Here is a 14,191-nt window from a genome sequence, read left to right on the forward strand (position 1 = left end):
CTGGGAGGTCCTGGGGTTCCCGAGGAGGTGAGTGACGATGGCTGGTCGTGGACCGGCGCCGAAGGACCCGTCGCTGCGGGTTCGGCGCAACAAGGTGAGTGATCGTGGTCAGCCGGTGGAGGCATCGGGTGCTGGTTGGCAGCACGGGCCGGTGCCGGATCCGCCGGAGGGGTTGATGCCGGCGAGCGTGTCGGCGTGGGTGACGTGGATGGGTGCGTGGTTCGCGGCGTTCTGGTCGCCGGCTGATCTGCCGGGGTTGCGTCAACTGGTGCGCCTGTACGACCAGGTGGAGCGTGGCGAGTTTCAGCGCGCGGGGGAGTTGCGGTTGCAGATGGACACGTACGGTGTGACGCCGAAGGGTCAGCAGGATCGCCGTTGGCGTGCCCCGCAGGCTGAGGCGAGCCAGGCCGGGCCGGCTGGGGCGAAGTCTCGGTCGGGGCGGTATGGGCACTTGCAGTCGGTGGTGTGATGCCGTGGAAGCCGCAGCATCCTGACGACTTCCCGACGCTCGGGTGGGGTGTGCTTGATTGGTGGGCGGATCTGTTCCCGTCGCCGCGTGACCCGGCTGAGCCGTTCGTGTTGACGGATTCGCAGGCTCGGGGGGTGTTGGAGTGGTTCCGGTTGGATCCGTTGACGGGTCGCCGGGTGTATCGGCGTGGCTATAGCCGCCGGTCGAAGGGTCGGGGGAAGTCGCCGATCGAGGCGGGGAAGGCTGTTGCCGAGTTCGCTGGGCCGGTGCGGTTTGGTGGGTGGGATGCTGCCGGGCAGCCGGTGGGTGTGCCGTGGGGTGGTCCGGGTGATCCGTTGCCGTGGGTGCAGGTTGCTGCGGTGTCGGAGGGTCAGACGGACAACACGTGGTCGGTGGTGTACTACTTCTTGACCGAGAACGACGGCGAGTTGGCCGAGGCGTTGCGGGTCGATGCCGGGTTGACGCGGTGCTTTCTGCGGGACAAGCCGGGGGCGAAGTTGGAGCCGGTGACAGCGTCGGCGGGTAGCCGCGAGGGGCAGCCGATCACGTACGGGGTGCTCGACGAAACTCACCTGTGGACGCCACGCAATGGTGGGGTGAAGTTGGCGCGGACGATCCGCCGGAACGTCGCGAAGATGGGCGGGGCGTCGTTCGAGACGACGAACAGCTTCATCCCCGGTGAAGGGTCTGTGGCTGAGGGGTCGCATCGGTCGGTGCAGGCCGGTGCGGCTGGCGTGTACGTCGATGATCGTGAGGCCCCACGTGAGGTCGGCGGGGTGCCGGTGACGTTGGATGCCCCCGATGGGGTGTTGCGGGCGGCGCTGGCCGAGGCGTACGAGGATGCCTGGTGGGTGGATCTGGACCGGCTGGTGCAGGAGATCCGCGACCCGGAAACGAAGTGGCGGGACTCGGAGCGGTTCTTTTTCAACTGGAACACGAAGGGCGGCGGGCTCGCCGTCGACGGGGAGCAGTGGGCGAAGCTCGCTGACCCGGGTCGGGTGGTGGCCGGGGCGGAGCGGGTCGGGTTGGGGTTCGACGGGTCGATCTCGGATGACACGACTGGTCTGGTCGGCTGCACCGCTGACGGGTTCTTGTGGGTGGCCGGCTGTTGGGAGCGGCCCAGGTTCGATGATGGCCGCCCTGACCGGGGGTGGACGGTGCCACGGTTGGAGGTTGGGTCGTCGGTCCGGTCGGCGTTCTCTGCGTGGACGGTGGGCCGCATGTTCGGGGACCCGCCCCGGTGGGCGACCGAGTTGGAGTCGTGGGCGGCCGAGTTCGGCGACGAGACGGTGCTGGCGTTCGATACGAACCAGCGGTCCAGGTTCGCTCGGGCGGTGGACCGGTTCTTGACGGCCGTGCGTTCCGGGACGCTCAGTCACGCTGATGACGAGCGGTTGACGGGTCACGTGTTGGCGGCGGCGTTGGAGAAGGTCCGGTCGGCTGCCGATGAGGCGGATGGGCGGACGATGTACGTGCTGGTGAAACCGGAGGATGGCCGCAAGATCGATCTTGCGGTGGCGGCGGTGCTGGCCTACGAGGCGGCGATGACGATGCCCGTGGTTGAGCCCGTTGAGTTCTTCGTGTACTGAGGAGGTCCACTGTGAATCGTGACGTGGTGACCTCTGTTGTCGAGGTCGTGTCTGCCGGGCTGATCGTGGCCGGTGCCGTGATGTTGGTGGCGGCTGTCGGGCTGATCGTGGCCGGCGGGTTCGGGTTGCTGTTCGCGTGGCGGTTGAGCCGATGAGCGTCCTGTTCCGCCGCCCACCGCGCGATGTGGCCCGTGCCGGGCAGCCGGCGTTCACGTTCAACGACTGGGTTCGGATCGCTGGCGGCTCGTCGTCGATCTCGCAGTCGTCGGTGCAGAGCATCGAGCAGGCGTTGACGTCGTCGGTGGTGTGGCGGTGCGCGATGAAGAACGCGGCGACCGTGTCGACGTTCCCGGTGCATACCAAGCGCGACCGGAAGACGATTCCTGATCCGCAGGTCGTTGCTGATCCGGCCGGCGATGGGACGCTGCGTTCGTCGTGGGTGTTCGCCGTGACCGTGTCGATGTACCTGGCTGGTGGGGCGTCAGGGTTCGTGCGGACCGCTGAGGGTGGGACGCGTCCGATCGGGCTACACCTGTTGCACCCGGACCGGGCCGAGTGGACGCAGCGTGACGGGTGGACGGTCGACGGGAAGCCTGAGGAGTTGTGGCCGGTCGGCAGGCTGTGGCACTGCCCGATGTACGTCCTGCCCGGTTCGCCGAGGGGCCTGAACCCGTTGCAGTACGCCCGCCGGTCCCTGTTTCCCGGCATGGCCGCCCTGGACTTCGGTGGGAACTTCTTCCGTGACGGCGCGCACCCGACCTCGATCATCGCCCCAGAACGTGATCCTGGCACCGAGGGAGCGAAGGCGTTGAAGGCGCGGGTCATGGAGGCGGTGTCCGGGTCGAACCGTGAGCCGATCGTGTTGCCGCAGTCGGTGAAGTGGACGCAGATGCAGGTCAACCCGGAGGACTCGCAGTTCATCGAGCTGATGCGGCTCACTGACGAGCAGGTGTGCCGGTACATGGGCACCCCACCCGAGGAGGTCGGGATCGCCCCTGGCGGGTCGTCGCTGACGTACGCGAATCGTGAGCAACGCAAGCAGGACTATCTGCAGGAGTTGTTGATGCCGATGCGTCGGATCGAGGAGGCGTGGTCGTCGCTGATCGCCCGCCCGCAGGTCGTCAAGCTCAACCCGGCCGGGCTGCTGCAGGCGGACCTCTTGGCCCGGTACCAGTCGTACAAGACCGCCGCCGACATCAACGCGTTGACCGGCGAAGTGTTCCTGTCCGTGGCCGAGATGCGAGAACTCGAAGACCGGCCCCCCAACCAACCCACGGAGGCGACCGATGCCTGAGGCGTTGACTGACATCCTGTTCCGAGGCCGATTCGACCGCGCCGTCGACCTTCGCACCGACTCCGCGGACGCGGCCGAAAGTGACGGCACCACCATGTTCGGGTACTTCTCGGTGTTCGACAACTGGTACCGGATCGACTCGTGGATGGAAGGCCTGTTCATCGAACGCACCGTCAAGGGGGCGTTCCGCAAGACGATCCGCGAGAACCGCGACACGGTGAAGGTCGCGTACGATCACGGATACGACTTCCAGGTCGGCGACAAGCCACTCGGCCCGATCGAGGAACTCCGCGAGAAGGACGAGGGCCCCTACTACGAGGTCCCGCTGCTGGACACCGACTACAACCGGAATTTCGTGCTCCCCGCGTTGCAAGGCCGCACGATGGACGGCCGGATGTTCGGCAGTCTGCTCGGGTCGTCGTTCAGGTTCAAGGTCACCCGCGACGAGTGGGTGATGGAGCCGAAGAAGTCCGACTACAACCCTGACGGGATCCCTGAGCGGACCATCCGTGAGATTCGCCTGTACGAGTTCGGGCCGGTCGTCTACCCGGCGAACCCTGCCGCGACCGCGGCGGTGCGCGGGCTGACCGACTGGTACCACGACCGCCACCGCGAACGCGCCGAGCGTTCCGGTCGCCCCACTTCGCCGCTGCCCGCCGGTCCGTCCACCGGCAGCGACCCCGCCACCGCGCCGCCCGACGAAGGGCACCCGGAGGTCAACCCCAACCGTTCCGCCACCGCCTACCTGGCGATGGCCTCCAGCCTCCGAAGGAGCTGACCCATGTTCATCGAACTGCTCCGCAAGAAGATTGCGGACCTCACCCTCCAGCGCGACGCCGCGGTCGACAAGATCGACGCGTTCGCTGCCACCCTGCTCGACGAGAAGCGCGACGCCACCGACGCCGAGAACACCGAAATGGTGACCCTGCGTGACCAGGCCAAGACCCTCACCGGCGAGATCTCCGACCTTCGGGCCGACCTCGACGAGCGTCTCCAGATCGACGCGGCCCGCAAGGCGTCCGCCAAGTTCGACGCCCCGGCGATTACCGGCCGCGCCGGCGGCGGCGACAACCCGTACGACATCGAGCTTCGGTCCGCGCCGCGCACCCCCGAGGTTCGCCGCGACATCGAATCCCGCGCCCTGCGAGCCATCGAGATCGAGGACGACCTGTCCGACGACAACAAGGCCCACGTCGAGCGGATGCTGCGCAACAAGCGCATCAACCGCGGCGGCGCCCTCGCCCGGCACATCCTGACGACCGGCCGGCCCGAGTACCGCGACGCGTTCATCGAGTTGTCGCTGCGTGCCCAGCCGATCCTCACCGCCGAGCAGGCCGACGCCGTCAAGGAGATCCGCGGACTGCAGATCACCACCGACGCCTCCGGCGGCTACCTGATGCCGTTCACGCTCGACCCGACGATCATCCTCACCAACAACGGTGTCGTCAATCCGATCCGTCAGTTGGCGACGGTGAACTCGGTCGCCACCGACAACTGGCAGGGCATCACCTCCGCCGGGGTCACCGCGTCGTACGACGCTGAGGAGTCCGAGGTGTCGGACGACACCCCGACGCTGGCTCAGCCGTCGATCGCCATCCACCAGGGGCAGGCGTTCGTCCCGTTCTCGGTGCAGGCCGAAGACGACTTCGCGTCGCTGTCGTCCGATCTCGCCGACGCGTTCGCCGACGCCAAGGACCGGCTGGAACTGAACGCGTTCACACTGGGCACCGGCACCGGCCAGCCGTTCGGGCTCATCACCGAGGCCACCGTCGTGGCAACGACGACCGCAGACACGTTCGTCCGGGGTGACGTCTACAAGCTGCAGCAGGCCGTGGCCCCCCGCCACCGCCGCAATGGCGTGTGGATGGCCAACCTGAACGTGCTGAACCTGATCGCCGAGTTCGATACCGGCTCGGGCTCCGTGCACCGGCTGCTCACCGACGGCCCCGTCGGGGTCGGCGCATCTGGCCAGATTCGGCTGCAGGCCGCCTACGAGAACTCGGAGATGGACGGTGTCATCGACGCCGCCGCGTCGAACAAGATCCTCGCGTACGGCGACTTCAAGAAGTACCGGATCCATGACCGCATCGGGATGACCGTCGAACTGGTCCCGTACCTGTTCGGCGCCAACCGTCGCCCGACCGGCCAGCGCGGCTGGTACTCCCGGTTCCGTCACGGTGCCCGGCTGATCGACGCCGCCGCGGTCAAGGTCCTCGACGCCTGATCCTTGGCAGGAGCGCCCCTGGTGGGGACACCACCCTGGTGACGTCGTTCGATCCGACGCGCTCCACCCACCACCCCCGAAAGACAAGGGAGGCCAACGTGGCACATGTCCGTTGCATCACCACCGTCCACATGCCCGACAACGTGACCATCGGCGAAGGCTCGATCCTCAACGACGACGACCCCGTCGTGAAGCGCTACGGGCACTTCTTCGAGCCCCTCGACGCCACCGCCCGCCGAGACACCGCAGTCCTCGACGCCACCGCCCGCCCCGGCGTCCGGCGCGGCCGGAAGTAGCAGCCGGTGCAGGTCGCTGACCAGCGCGCCGTAGCGGGCGCACCATTCACGCTCACCTGGCAACTGGTCGGGGCCGACGGGGAACCCGTCGACCCTGGCACGGTGCTGGTGACCGTCCGCGGCTCCGACGGCACCGCTGTCGTCACCGGTCAGGCGACCACCGGGACCGGGACCGGGCCACGCCAGTATGTGTTGACGGCGGCGCAGACCCGCCAGATTGATGTGCTGTCGGTTGATTGGACGGTCGGCGGGGACGTGTACGCCTCTCGCCTGGTCGATGTGGTGGGCCGCCTGTGGTTCACGAACGCCGAGCTTCGGGCAGCGGAGACAGCGATGGCGGCGGCGGTCAACTTCACGCCAGCGGCGATCTCGACGGCGCGGGAGCAGGTGGAGGCGAAGATCGAGCAGTGGTGCGGGCAGGCGTTCGTGCCCCGCTTCGCGGTCGAGACGTTCGCGGCGACGTCGGGCCCGTTGCTGGCGTCGGTGCCGACGGTGCGGCGGGTGCGGTGGGCCGAGTTCTTGGCCGATGATGGCACGGTCCTGTCCACCCTGACACCGGCGGAGTGCGCGGCGGTCCCGGGATCGGATAACACGACGATCACCCGCAGTGGCGGCTGGTCGACTGGGGCGAGGGTGAGGGTCGGCTACGAACACGGCCAGAATGTCCCCCCACCTGGGCTGAAGGCTGCTGCGATGCGCTTGTGTCGTGAGGTGCTCGCCAAGGGCAAGGGTGGCGGGTTGCCGGAGAACGCGATCAGCTACTCGTCGTCGGAGCTTGGCTGGTCCGCGGTGCTGGTCACCCCCGGTGTGAGGGGTGCGCACACGACGATCCCTGAGGTGAACGAACAGATCGACGCGAACACGTTCAGCGTGCCGGGGATCGCGTGAACGGCTCGGCTACGTTCACCGGTCTGACCGCCCTGGCCGACATGCTGGCCGGGCTTGACTGGCCGACGCTCGCCGAGTCGTCCGGGGTCGGGGTATGGATCGGTGACCCTGACGACGGGGATCATGCCGGTGCGGGGATGACCGAGTCGGTGGTGGTGGTGTCGCAGCCCGAGTCACCGGAGCAGGACTGGGCGACGATCGGGACGTTCGCCCGCAAAGAGCAGTTCGCTGCGGTGGTGGTGGTGACGTCGCTGATCCCCGGTCGGACGTGCCGCGAGGTGATCTGTCGGATCCAGGAGTTGACGCAGGCCGTCGAGGGCGCTGTCCGCGACGCCGCACGACTGCTTCCCCAATCCTCGATCAGTCCAGTCGCCGACCTCGCAGAGGCCGGAGTGGTGGGCATCGGGATCAGTTCGCCCGCATGGTCCGTGCAGCCCACCCAGGAGGGCTACGGAGGGCGGGCGGTCATCCGTGTCGGGTTCCAGGCCCGCATCTAACCGAAGGAGGCCTCATGGCCAGGTTCCGTTACGTCGGCCCGATGGAGGCCGCAGAGATGTTCGGCGCAATCGCTGCGCCGGGCGACGAGATCGAGGTGACCATCCCGCCCGGCTACGCCGTCAGCGCCGACTGGGAACCGGTCGACCAACCCAAGCCCAAGCCAACCAAGAAGGAAGGTGACTGATGGCGACCGCCTCAGGATTCGACAGCCAGATCGGGTACGCCACCGAGGCGACCGCCGGCATCTACACCGCCCCCACCAGGGCGATCGAGCACGTCAAGGAGTCGCTCAAGCAGACCATCGAGCGGATCGAGTCGGCCAGCATCAAGGCTGGGCGTCGCCACCAGGGCCGCTGGTATCCCGGCACCCGGAAGGTAGAAGGCACCGTCGAGCACGAGTTGGGCCCGGCGAACCTCGGGATCCTGTTGCGTCACGGCATGGGCGCGGTGTCGTCGTCTGGCACCGGACCGTACTCGCACGTTTTCACCCCAGGCGCGCTCGTCGGGTCCGGCCTGTCGTGCCAGGTCGGTCGCCCCGGCCTAGATGGCACGGTGTGGCCGTTCTCCTACCTCGGCTGCCAGATCGCAAAGATGAAGATCTCCGCGAAGACCGGCGAGATCGTCATGGTCGAGCTGTCGCTGGTCGGCCAGTTCGAGGACACCGGCCAGTCGCTGGTCGCCCCGACCTACGCCGCCGCGTGGGTGCCGTTCACGTTCGCCGGCGCACAGTTGTCGGTGGCCGGGTCGGTGTTCGCGTGCGACAGCTTCAGTTTCGAGATCGACAACGCTCTCGACTGGCCGCGCTACAAGATGTCGGCCACGAACCCCGACCGGCCCCTGGTCGCCAAGGAGTCGGGCTGGCGGTCGTTCACCGGGTCAATCGAGGCCGACTTCACCGACCTGACCGCGTACAACCGGTACGTGAACGGCACCGAGGCCGCGATCAGTGCCGTGTTCACCGCTGGGGCCCACTCGCTGACGATCGCCGGTAACGCCCGGTTCGATGGTGAGACCCCGACAGTGGACGGCCCCGGCCTGCTCGGCCTGAACCTGCCGTTCCGAATGCTGTCCACCACGTCGGACGCTGCGGCGTGCACGATGACGCTCGTCAACGGCGACGCCACCCCATGACCATGATGGCCGACACGCCGGTGACCGAGGCCGAGTACCTCGACCGGCTCCACCGTGCGGCAACCGTGAAGCTCGACTCGATCGACCGGGCGTGCCTGCGCGAATCGGACCCGGAGAAGCTCGCCGGGCTGTTCGCGATGCGGCTCGTCATCCTGCGCGAGCGGGCCGCTGTCGAGGCCGAGCAGTCCCGGCGCCGTGCCTAGCCAGATCCGCGTCGAGGGCCTGAAAGAGCTACAGCGGTCCCTCAAGGCGGTCGGTGACGTCGAGGGCTCCCGGGAGTACCGGCTCGCCGGCAAGACCACCGCCGAGACGATCGTGATCCCCGGCGCCCGCGCTCGGGCCGCCGGGGTCCCACATCATCGCACCGGCCGTTCGGCGATGTTCGAGAGGGCGGCCGGAGATCTGCGCCCGGCGACGCTGGCGGTTGGGGCCGGTGTCCGGATGGGCCGCGGGTTCCCTGGGGCGCTCGGCTCCGAGTGGGGATCGAACGCGTTCGCCCAGTTCAACAAGCCGAACCGTGGCGGCTACTTCCTGTGGCCAACGATCGTCGAGGAGACCCCTCGGATCTTGGAGACGTACGGGCAGGCCATCGACAAGTTGTGGGATCGGGGGTGAGCTGTGGGCGTTCGTGACATCCTGATCCGGTTCCTCGGTGACTCGTCCGGGCTACGGAACGCGACGAGGGACGCCGAGGGTGCGACGGGGTCGTTCTCTGACAGGCTGGATCTGCTCGGCAAGAAGGTCGGCGCGGCCGAAGGTGTCGGCGGGAAGCTGAAGGCGGGCTGGTCGGGGCTCGGTGACGTGTTCGGGTCGACTGCCGGCAAGACGGCGGTCGCCGCGGCCGGTGTCGGCGCGCTCGCCGTGGTCGCCGGGAAGGCCGTCTCCGAGTTTGAGGACGCCGCGATCGAGGTCGGCAAGTTCCGCGACGCCACCGGCACCACCTCCGAGGAAGCGTCCCGGTTCGTTGAGGTGTTCGGCGATCTCGGGGTCGGCGCGGAGGCCGGAGCGGCCGCGATCGGGCGGATGGAGAAGGTGCTCGGCCAGAACGCTCACGCGTTCGACGAGTACGGCGTCTCGGTGGTGCGCGCCAAGGACGGCACGCTCGACGCTCAGGCGACCTTCCTGAACGCTGTCGATGCGTTGGACCGGATTCAGGACCCGGCGAAGCGGGCCGCTGCCGGGGCTGACATCTTCGGCAGGGGCTGGCAGGGGATGGCCGAGATCATCGGCTCTGGCGCGCCGGCGTTGAAGTCGGCGCTGGAGTCGGTGCAGCCGTCGAAGATCTTTACGGATGCCGACATCCAGGCGGGCCGTGACGTCCGAGACGCCTTCGACAAGCTCGCCGACGCCGGTTCGGGGCTGCTGTTGACCCTCGGCAAGGCGCTCGCCCCCGTGGTCGCCGAGCTTGCGCCGATCCTCGCTGACGTCGTCGACGCCGCCGGGCCGCTCGTGGAGACGTTGGGGACTGCGCTCGCTGGCGCGTTCAAGGTTCTCGCGCCCGTCATCTCGGCTGTGACGACCGTGCTGAAGCCGCTCATCGAGGGGCTCGGCGCGATCGGCAAAGCGGTCGAGGATGTCGTCGGTGGGATCGATGACTTCTTCACCGACATGCCTGACGGCGCTGTCGCCGAGGGCGCGTTCGACGGGCTCACCGACAAGGTGACGGCGCTCAAGACCGCCGAGGAGCAGGCCGCGGCGAGCGACGCCTACGAGCGGGCGATCGAGGCGAAGTCGCTGGCGCTCAAGAAGGAGGCCGACGCCGCTCTCGCTGCCGCCCGCGCCCAGGAGGAGCTGCTGTCCGCGGAGATGTCGACGATCGACACGTCGTTCCGCCTGGCTGACGCCACCGATCAGGTGGCGGCGGCGGCCGCCCGCTACAACGAGGAGGGTGGGGCGACGGCGGCCGGCGCCCGCGATGTTGGCGAAGCGATGTGGTCTCAGGCGCAGGCGGTCCTGGCGAACAAGCAAGCGTTGGCCGAGGCCGCGGGGCAGACGTTGGACGCCGGCCAGAAGCAGCAGATCTTGCGGGATGCGTTGTCCGAGTCGGCCGCGAAGTTCCCACAGTTCGCTGAGCAGGCGCGCGAGATGGCGTCCGCGTTGGACGGGATCCCGGACAGCAAGTCGGTTGACGTGTCGGCCGATGGCGCGGCCGCGGCCGCGGCGGGGCTCGACGAGGTCGGTGCGGCGCAGGACAAGATCGCGCCGACGACCACGATCTCGACTGAGGTCCGGAATCAGGCGCTGACGTGGGGGCTGCTGGAAGCGGTCCGGTTGAAGGGTCTTGAGGTTGACCAGTTGGCGCCGACGATCTCGGTGTCGGTGCAGGGGTATGCGACGGCGATCAGCCAACTGCGGGAGATCGCTGCGGCCGCGTCCGCCGCGCAGTCGGCTGCTGCTCGGGCGGCGAGCGCGTCGGTGGCGTCGGCGCAGTCGGCGCAGGCGCGGATCAACCAGTTGCGGGCCGGGGCAATCCCGACAGGAGCGAGGGTCGGATGACGCTGGTGACGTTGCGTCCGGATAGCACGGTGTCGTCGTCGGGGCTCGCCGCCGGGAACCCGCACACGGCCCTGTCGGACAACAGTAATGGGACGACTGTCAGTGCGGCTGGTGGGTCGGCCGCGACAGCGACGATGACGCTCGGCACGTCCACCTTGCCGGCCGGGGCGGTCACCAAGAGCCTGACGGGGCGCTTGAAGGCGAAGGCGTCGAGTCTGACACCGGGCGCGCACAAGATGCGGCTGACCAAGGCTGATGGCACTGTACTGGTCGACTGGTACGACCAGTCGTGGGGGTCGTCGCTGACCACCCGATCTTCGTCGTCCGTGGCGTGGACCGGCACCCAGGCCGACGTCGACGGGCTTCGGGTGTGGCTGCACGTCAACCCGAAGCAAGCGAACCCGTACTCGATCGTGGCCGCTGAGGCGTACTGCGATCTGCGCTACGTCACCCAGCCGACGGTGACGCTCGACTCCGCGGTGGTCACGTTGGATTCGTTGGCGGTCGGCTGGACCTACAGCCAGCCGGACACCGATGGTGCCGCGCAGTCGCAGTGGGCGGTGCGTGTGTTCACGTCCGCCCAGTACGGTGCGGGCGGGTTCAACGCGGCGACGTCCGCGGCGCTCGCCGAGACGTCCGGGGTTGGGACCGGGAACACGGCGACGATCACCGGGCTGCCAGACGGGACGCTCTACAAGGTGTATGTCCGTGCCGCCGACCTGGTGAACGGGACCGCGTTATGGTCGCCGTGGGTTGCGTCGTCGACGTTCTCGGTGACCACCACCCGCGCCCAGGTGTCGACAGTGGTGCCGACCGCCCAACCGTCGACCGCGAGTGTGAGCGTGGCCGTCACCCGCAACACCGGGTTCGACGCGTGGACCGGTGTCGACGTCGAGCGGTTGTCCGGGCCGAACCTGGTCGAGTCGATTGGCGAGATGGAGGGGACGCCGGTCGCCGGTGTCGTCGGCGGATTCGTGTCCGGCCTGTGGAACACGCCGACGTCCTGCGTGTTCTCGGCGACCACGGCCGCTGGCCGCGGGCAAGTGCAGCGGATTGTCGCGACGACGGTGGCGGACGCCGGCGGGTACATCGCCGCCGGAAACCGGCCGTGTGTCGCCGGTCAGCAGGTTGACATCATCGTCGACGTCAACTCGGCAGCCTGGGGGAATAACGCCCCATTCGTTGCTGCCCTGTTCGGCAACTCGGCGGGCGGGATCATCTCGATCCCGTTCGGGCGACCCATCCAGCCGGCAGGATGGTCGACGGGCTCCGTCAGCTTCACCGCGCCGGCTGGTGCCGTCACGGTCAACCCGCTGGTGGGTGTGATCGCCGCGGCCGGCACTGCCGGTGGTGCGGTGACGGTCGATCTGGATGCCCTGACGGTGATCGTCGGTGGGTTGTGGACGCCAGTTGCCGGGTCAAGGTTCGCGGCGGCGGGCAACTCGGCGACGATCACGGATCGGCTGGTAGTGCCGGACCGTCCCGCCCTGTGGCGGGCGCGTGGCGTGAATGCTGCCGGTGCCGCCGGTGCCTGGGTGTACAGCACGGTCGCCAGCTACACGCCTACGTCGCTCTACCTGCGTGACGTCGCCGCACCGACGAACGAGATCTTGCTGTCCGGGTGGCAGCCTGACGGGTTCCCTGACGACCGCCGCGAGATCCCCACCGCGGTGCTGGATGTGATCGGCCGCACCGACCCGGTGGTCGTGTGGGACGTCCCCAAGTACCGGTCGGGCAGCTTCCGCGTCGACGTCGCCTCCCTCGCCGAATCGGACGCGGTCACCGCGCTGCTGGACGGCCGAACCCTGATGATCTTGCAGCCGGCGATCCTCGGGCCGTCGATGCTGATCCAGCCGACCGGCTGGACACGTGAGCGGACCGCCGAACAGATCGCCACCGAGGGCCGCTACGTGACCGTCGACTACATCCAGGTCGGCTGATGCTGCCGGTACCCGCCTGGTGGGCTGCGGCGGTCACCCAACCGCACCGGGTCGTCACCCGGGTCGACGTCCTCTACGGCGGCGACACCATCGCCTCCGACCTCGCCGTCACCGCCGGCACGGTGACGATGAACCGTGGGTCGCAGATCCGTGGCCGCATCGACCTCACCCTCGCGGAGCCGCTGCTGCTGCCGAACGACGCGTCGGATCCGCTCGCCCCGTTCGGCGCAGAACTGGTCGTGCAACGCGGGATCCGGCTCCCCGACGGGACGGAGTGGCTGGTCCCGTGGGGTGTGTTCGGCATCCAGACCAGCCGTGCTGATCGGCGGAAGAAGGTGACCGACCTGTCCGGCCTCGACCGGTTCCAGGCGGTCGCCGACGCCGGGCTCGACGCCGAGCTGACCATCACTGCGGGGACGAACACGGTCACCGCGATCCAAACCCTGCTCCTGGCGGCGCTCCCGTCGCTCACGTTCCGCGCCGTCGAGACGACGATCACCACCCCGGCCATCGTGATCCCCCTCGACGCCGACCCCGTCGCCAAGGCGATCGAGTTGGCCCAGTCGTGCGGCTGCGAGGTGTACATGGCCCACGACGGTGTGTGCGAGATCGCGTTGGAGCCGGTCGCTGACGATCCGGTTGCCGTGATCTCCGAAGGCGCTGGCGGGGTCCTCGTCGACCTGGCCGTCAGCCTCGACCGTGCCGACGCGGTCAACCAGGTGACCGTCACCGGTAACAACGCGACCAACGCCGCCAAGGTCCAAGGGGTCGCGACGGACATGAATCCGCTGTCACCGACCGCGTGGGATGGCCCGTTCGGCCGCAAACCGCTCCGGGTGTCGTCGACGCTTGCCGCGTCGAACGCTGGGGCGCTCGCGGAAGCCCAGGCCCGTCTCGCCCGATCCTCGGGAGTACCCATGCAGATCGAATTTCAGGCGGTCCCCAACCCCGCGCTGGTGTGCTCCGACGCGGTCACGCTCGTCGCCACCGACCTCGTGAACGCGGTGCATGTCCTCGACGAGATCGTGATGCCGCTCGCCGCTCACGGCGGCGCGGTCAGATGCCGGACACGGAAGGTGCTGGTCGGATCATGAGCGATCCCGTGATCGGCTGGCTGGTTGACCGGATCACCGTCCTCGAGCGGCAGGCGAACGCGACCGCGTTCCGCACCGGAACCGTCAAGCAGGCGAGCCCGCTGCTCGTCCAGCTGGACGACGACGTGAGTACCACGGGCCAGCCGGCGGCCAAGACGGTCACGGTCGGTGCGCTCACCGCCAACCAGCGAGTACTCGTCCAGGTCGGCGGCGGCGTCGACCGTCTCGTCGTCGCACGACTCACCTGACCCCAACCCGATCCCCCAACCCTT

The 14,191-nt window shown here is 68.6% G+C and carries 17 protein-coding genes; all 17 read left to right on the forward strand.

From position 1 onward, the window contains the following. Positions 1 to 37 precede the first annotated feature (37 nt). The 17 genes from IPJ59_RS31360 (at position 38) to IPJ59_RS31440 (ending at position 14,167) form a co-directional block, all read left to right on the forward strand. A complete protein-coding gene (locus IPJ59_RS31360; RefSeq protein ID WP_293274776.1) occupies positions 38 to 469 on the forward strand; it encodes a phage terminase small subunit in 432 nt (143 codons plus the stop codon). After that, positions 469 to 2,058 carry a hypothetical protein gene (locus IPJ59_RS31365; RefSeq protein ID WP_293274778.1) on the forward strand — a complete coding sequence of 530 codons (1,590 nt, stop codon included), beginning with the start codon at positions 469 to 471 and terminating at the stop codon, positions 2,056 to 2,058. Before IPJ59_RS31360 ends, IPJ59_RS31365 begins: the two co-directional genes overlap by 1 nt. Before the next feature lie 11 nt (positions 2,059 to 2,069). After that, positions 2,070 to 2,213: a hypothetical protein gene (locus tag IPJ59_RS31370; protein ID WP_293274780.1), complete on the forward strand. Its 144-nt coding sequence runs from the start codon at positions 2,070 to 2,072 to the stop codon at positions 2,211 to 2,213. Next, the gene (locus IPJ59_RS31375; protein ID WP_293274782.1) at positions 2,210 to 3,352 is read left to right on the forward strand and encodes a phage portal protein; all 1,143 of its coding nucleotides are present in this window, start codon (positions 2,210 to 2,212) and stop codon (positions 3,350 to 3,352) included. The genes IPJ59_RS31370 and IPJ59_RS31375 overlap by 4 nt, the downstream gene beginning before the upstream one ends. After that, positions 3,345 to 4,130, forward strand: a complete 786-nt coding sequence (locus tag IPJ59_RS31380) for an HK97 family phage prohead protease (RefSeq protein ID WP_293274784.1) — start codon at positions 3,345 to 3,347, stop codon at positions 4,128 to 4,130. The genes IPJ59_RS31375 and IPJ59_RS31380 overlap by 8 nt, the downstream gene beginning before the upstream one ends. Positions 4,131 to 4,133: 3 nt before the next feature. Further along, positions 4,134 to 5,576 (forward strand): phage major capsid protein, encoded by a 1,443-nt coding sequence (locus tag IPJ59_RS31385; RefSeq protein ID WP_293274785.1) that lies wholly within the window; start codon positions 4,134 to 4,136, stop codon positions 5,574 to 5,576. Positions 5,577 to 5,674: 98 nt separating this feature from the next. Then, positions 5,675 to 5,872, forward strand: a complete 198-nt coding sequence (locus IPJ59_RS31390) for a hypothetical protein (protein WP_293274786.1) — start codon at positions 5,675 to 5,677, stop codon at positions 5,870 to 5,872. Positions 5,873 to 5,878: 6 nt separating this feature from the next. After that, the gene (locus tag IPJ59_RS31395; RefSeq protein WP_293274788.1) at positions 5,879 to 6,760 is read left to right on the forward strand and encodes a hypothetical protein; all 882 of its coding nucleotides are present in this window, start codon (positions 5,879 to 5,881) and stop codon (positions 6,758 to 6,760) included. Beyond that, positions 6,757 to 7,257: a hypothetical protein gene (locus IPJ59_RS31400; protein WP_293274790.1), complete on the forward strand. Its 501-nt coding sequence runs from the start codon at positions 6,757 to 6,759 to the stop codon at positions 7,255 to 7,257. The genes IPJ59_RS31395 and IPJ59_RS31400 overlap by 4 nt, the downstream gene beginning before the upstream one ends. A gap of 14 nt (positions 7,258 to 7,271) precedes the next feature. Then, on the forward strand, positions 7,272 to 7,442 hold the full coding sequence (locus tag IPJ59_RS31405; RefSeq protein ID WP_293274791.1) for a hypothetical protein: 171 nt from the start codon (positions 7,272 to 7,274) through the stop codon (positions 7,440 to 7,442). After that, positions 7,442 to 8,389, forward strand: a complete 948-nt coding sequence (locus IPJ59_RS31410; RefSeq protein WP_293274793.1) for a phage tail tube protein — start codon at positions 7,442 to 7,444, stop codon at positions 8,387 to 8,389. Before IPJ59_RS31405 ends, IPJ59_RS31410 begins: the two co-directional genes overlap by 1 nt. 2 nt (positions 8,390 to 8,391) lie before the next feature. Further along, a complete protein-coding gene (locus IPJ59_RS31415) occupies positions 8,392 to 8,592 on the forward strand; it encodes a hypothetical protein (protein ID WP_293274795.1) in 201 nt (66 codons plus the stop codon). Then, positions 8,585 to 9,004, forward strand: coding sequence for a hypothetical protein (locus tag IPJ59_RS31420; RefSeq protein ID WP_293274796.1), 420 nt, complete (start codon positions 8,585 to 8,587; stop codon positions 9,002 to 9,004). The genes IPJ59_RS31415 and IPJ59_RS31420 overlap by 8 nt, the downstream gene beginning before the upstream one ends. 3 nt (positions 9,005 to 9,007) lie before the next feature. Further along, positions 9,008 to 10,885, forward strand: coding sequence for a hypothetical protein (locus IPJ59_RS31425; RefSeq protein ID WP_293274798.1), 1,878 nt, complete (start codon positions 9,008 to 9,010; stop codon positions 10,883 to 10,885). Continuing rightward, on the forward strand, positions 10,882 to 12,825 hold the full coding sequence (locus tag IPJ59_RS31430; protein ID WP_293274800.1) for a hypothetical protein: 1,944 nt from the start codon (positions 10,882 to 10,884) through the stop codon (positions 12,823 to 12,825). Before IPJ59_RS31425 ends, IPJ59_RS31430 begins: the two co-directional genes overlap by 4 nt. Beyond that, positions 12,825 to 13,919: a DUF5047 domain-containing protein gene (locus IPJ59_RS31435; protein WP_293274802.1), complete on the forward strand. Its 1,095-nt coding sequence runs from the start codon at positions 12,825 to 12,827 to the stop codon at positions 13,917 to 13,919. The genes IPJ59_RS31430 and IPJ59_RS31435 overlap by 1 nt, the downstream gene beginning before the upstream one ends. Then, a complete protein-coding gene (locus tag IPJ59_RS31440; RefSeq protein ID WP_293274803.1) occupies positions 13,916 to 14,167 on the forward strand; it encodes a hypothetical protein in 252 nt (83 codons plus the stop codon). The genes IPJ59_RS31435 and IPJ59_RS31440 overlap by 4 nt, the downstream gene beginning before the upstream one ends. Positions 14,168 to 14,191 lie beyond the last annotated feature (24 nt).

The organism is Nannocystis sp. (assembly GCF_016714285.1).
Classification (GTDB): domain Bacteria; phylum Myxococcota_A; class Polyangia; order Nannocystales; family Nannocystaceae; genus Nannocystis.

Excerpts from the sequence above, each read along its gene's own strand:
- IPJ59_RS31440 (WP_293274803.1), top strand. The coding sequence starts at position 13,916 with ATGAGCGATCCCGTGATCGGCTGGCTGGTTGACCGGATCACCGTCCTC.
- IPJ59_RS31360 (WP_293274776.1), top strand. The coding sequence starts at position 38 with ATGGCTGGTCGTGGACCGGCGCCGAAGGACCCGTCGCTGCGGGTTCGG.
- IPJ59_RS31415 (WP_293274795.1), top strand. The coding sequence starts at position 8,392 with ATGATGGCCGACACGCCGGTGACCGAGGCCGAGTACCTCGACCGGCTC.
- IPJ59_RS31405 (WP_293274791.1), top strand. The coding sequence starts at position 7,272 with ATGGCCAGGTTCCGTTACGTCGGCCCGATGGAGGCCGCAGAGATGTTC.
- IPJ59_RS31430 (WP_293274800.1), top strand. The coding sequence starts at position 10,882 with ATGACGCTGGTGACGTTGCGTCCGGATAGCACGGTGTCGTCGTCGGGG.
- IPJ59_RS31410 (WP_293274793.1), top strand. The coding sequence starts at position 7,442 with ATGGCGACCGCCTCAGGATTCGACAGCCAGATCGGGTACGCCACCGAG.
- IPJ59_RS31380 (WP_293274784.1), top strand. The coding sequence starts at position 3,345 with ATGCCTGAGGCGTTGACTGACATCCTGTTCCGAGGCCGATTCGACCGC.
- IPJ59_RS31365 (WP_293274778.1), top strand. The coding sequence starts at position 469 with ATGCCGTGGAAGCCGCAGCATCCTGACGACTTCCCGACGCTCGGGTGG.
- IPJ59_RS31385 (WP_293274785.1), top strand. The coding sequence starts at position 4,134 with ATGTTCATCGAACTGCTCCGCAAGAAGATTGCGGACCTCACCCTCCAG.
- IPJ59_RS31375 (WP_293274782.1), top strand. The coding sequence starts at position 2,210 with ATGAGCGTCCTGTTCCGCCGCCCACCGCGCGATGTGGCCCGTGCCGGG.
- IPJ59_RS31435 (WP_293274802.1), top strand. The coding sequence starts at position 12,825 with ATGCTGCCGGTACCCGCCTGGTGGGCTGCGGCGGTCACCCAACCGCAC.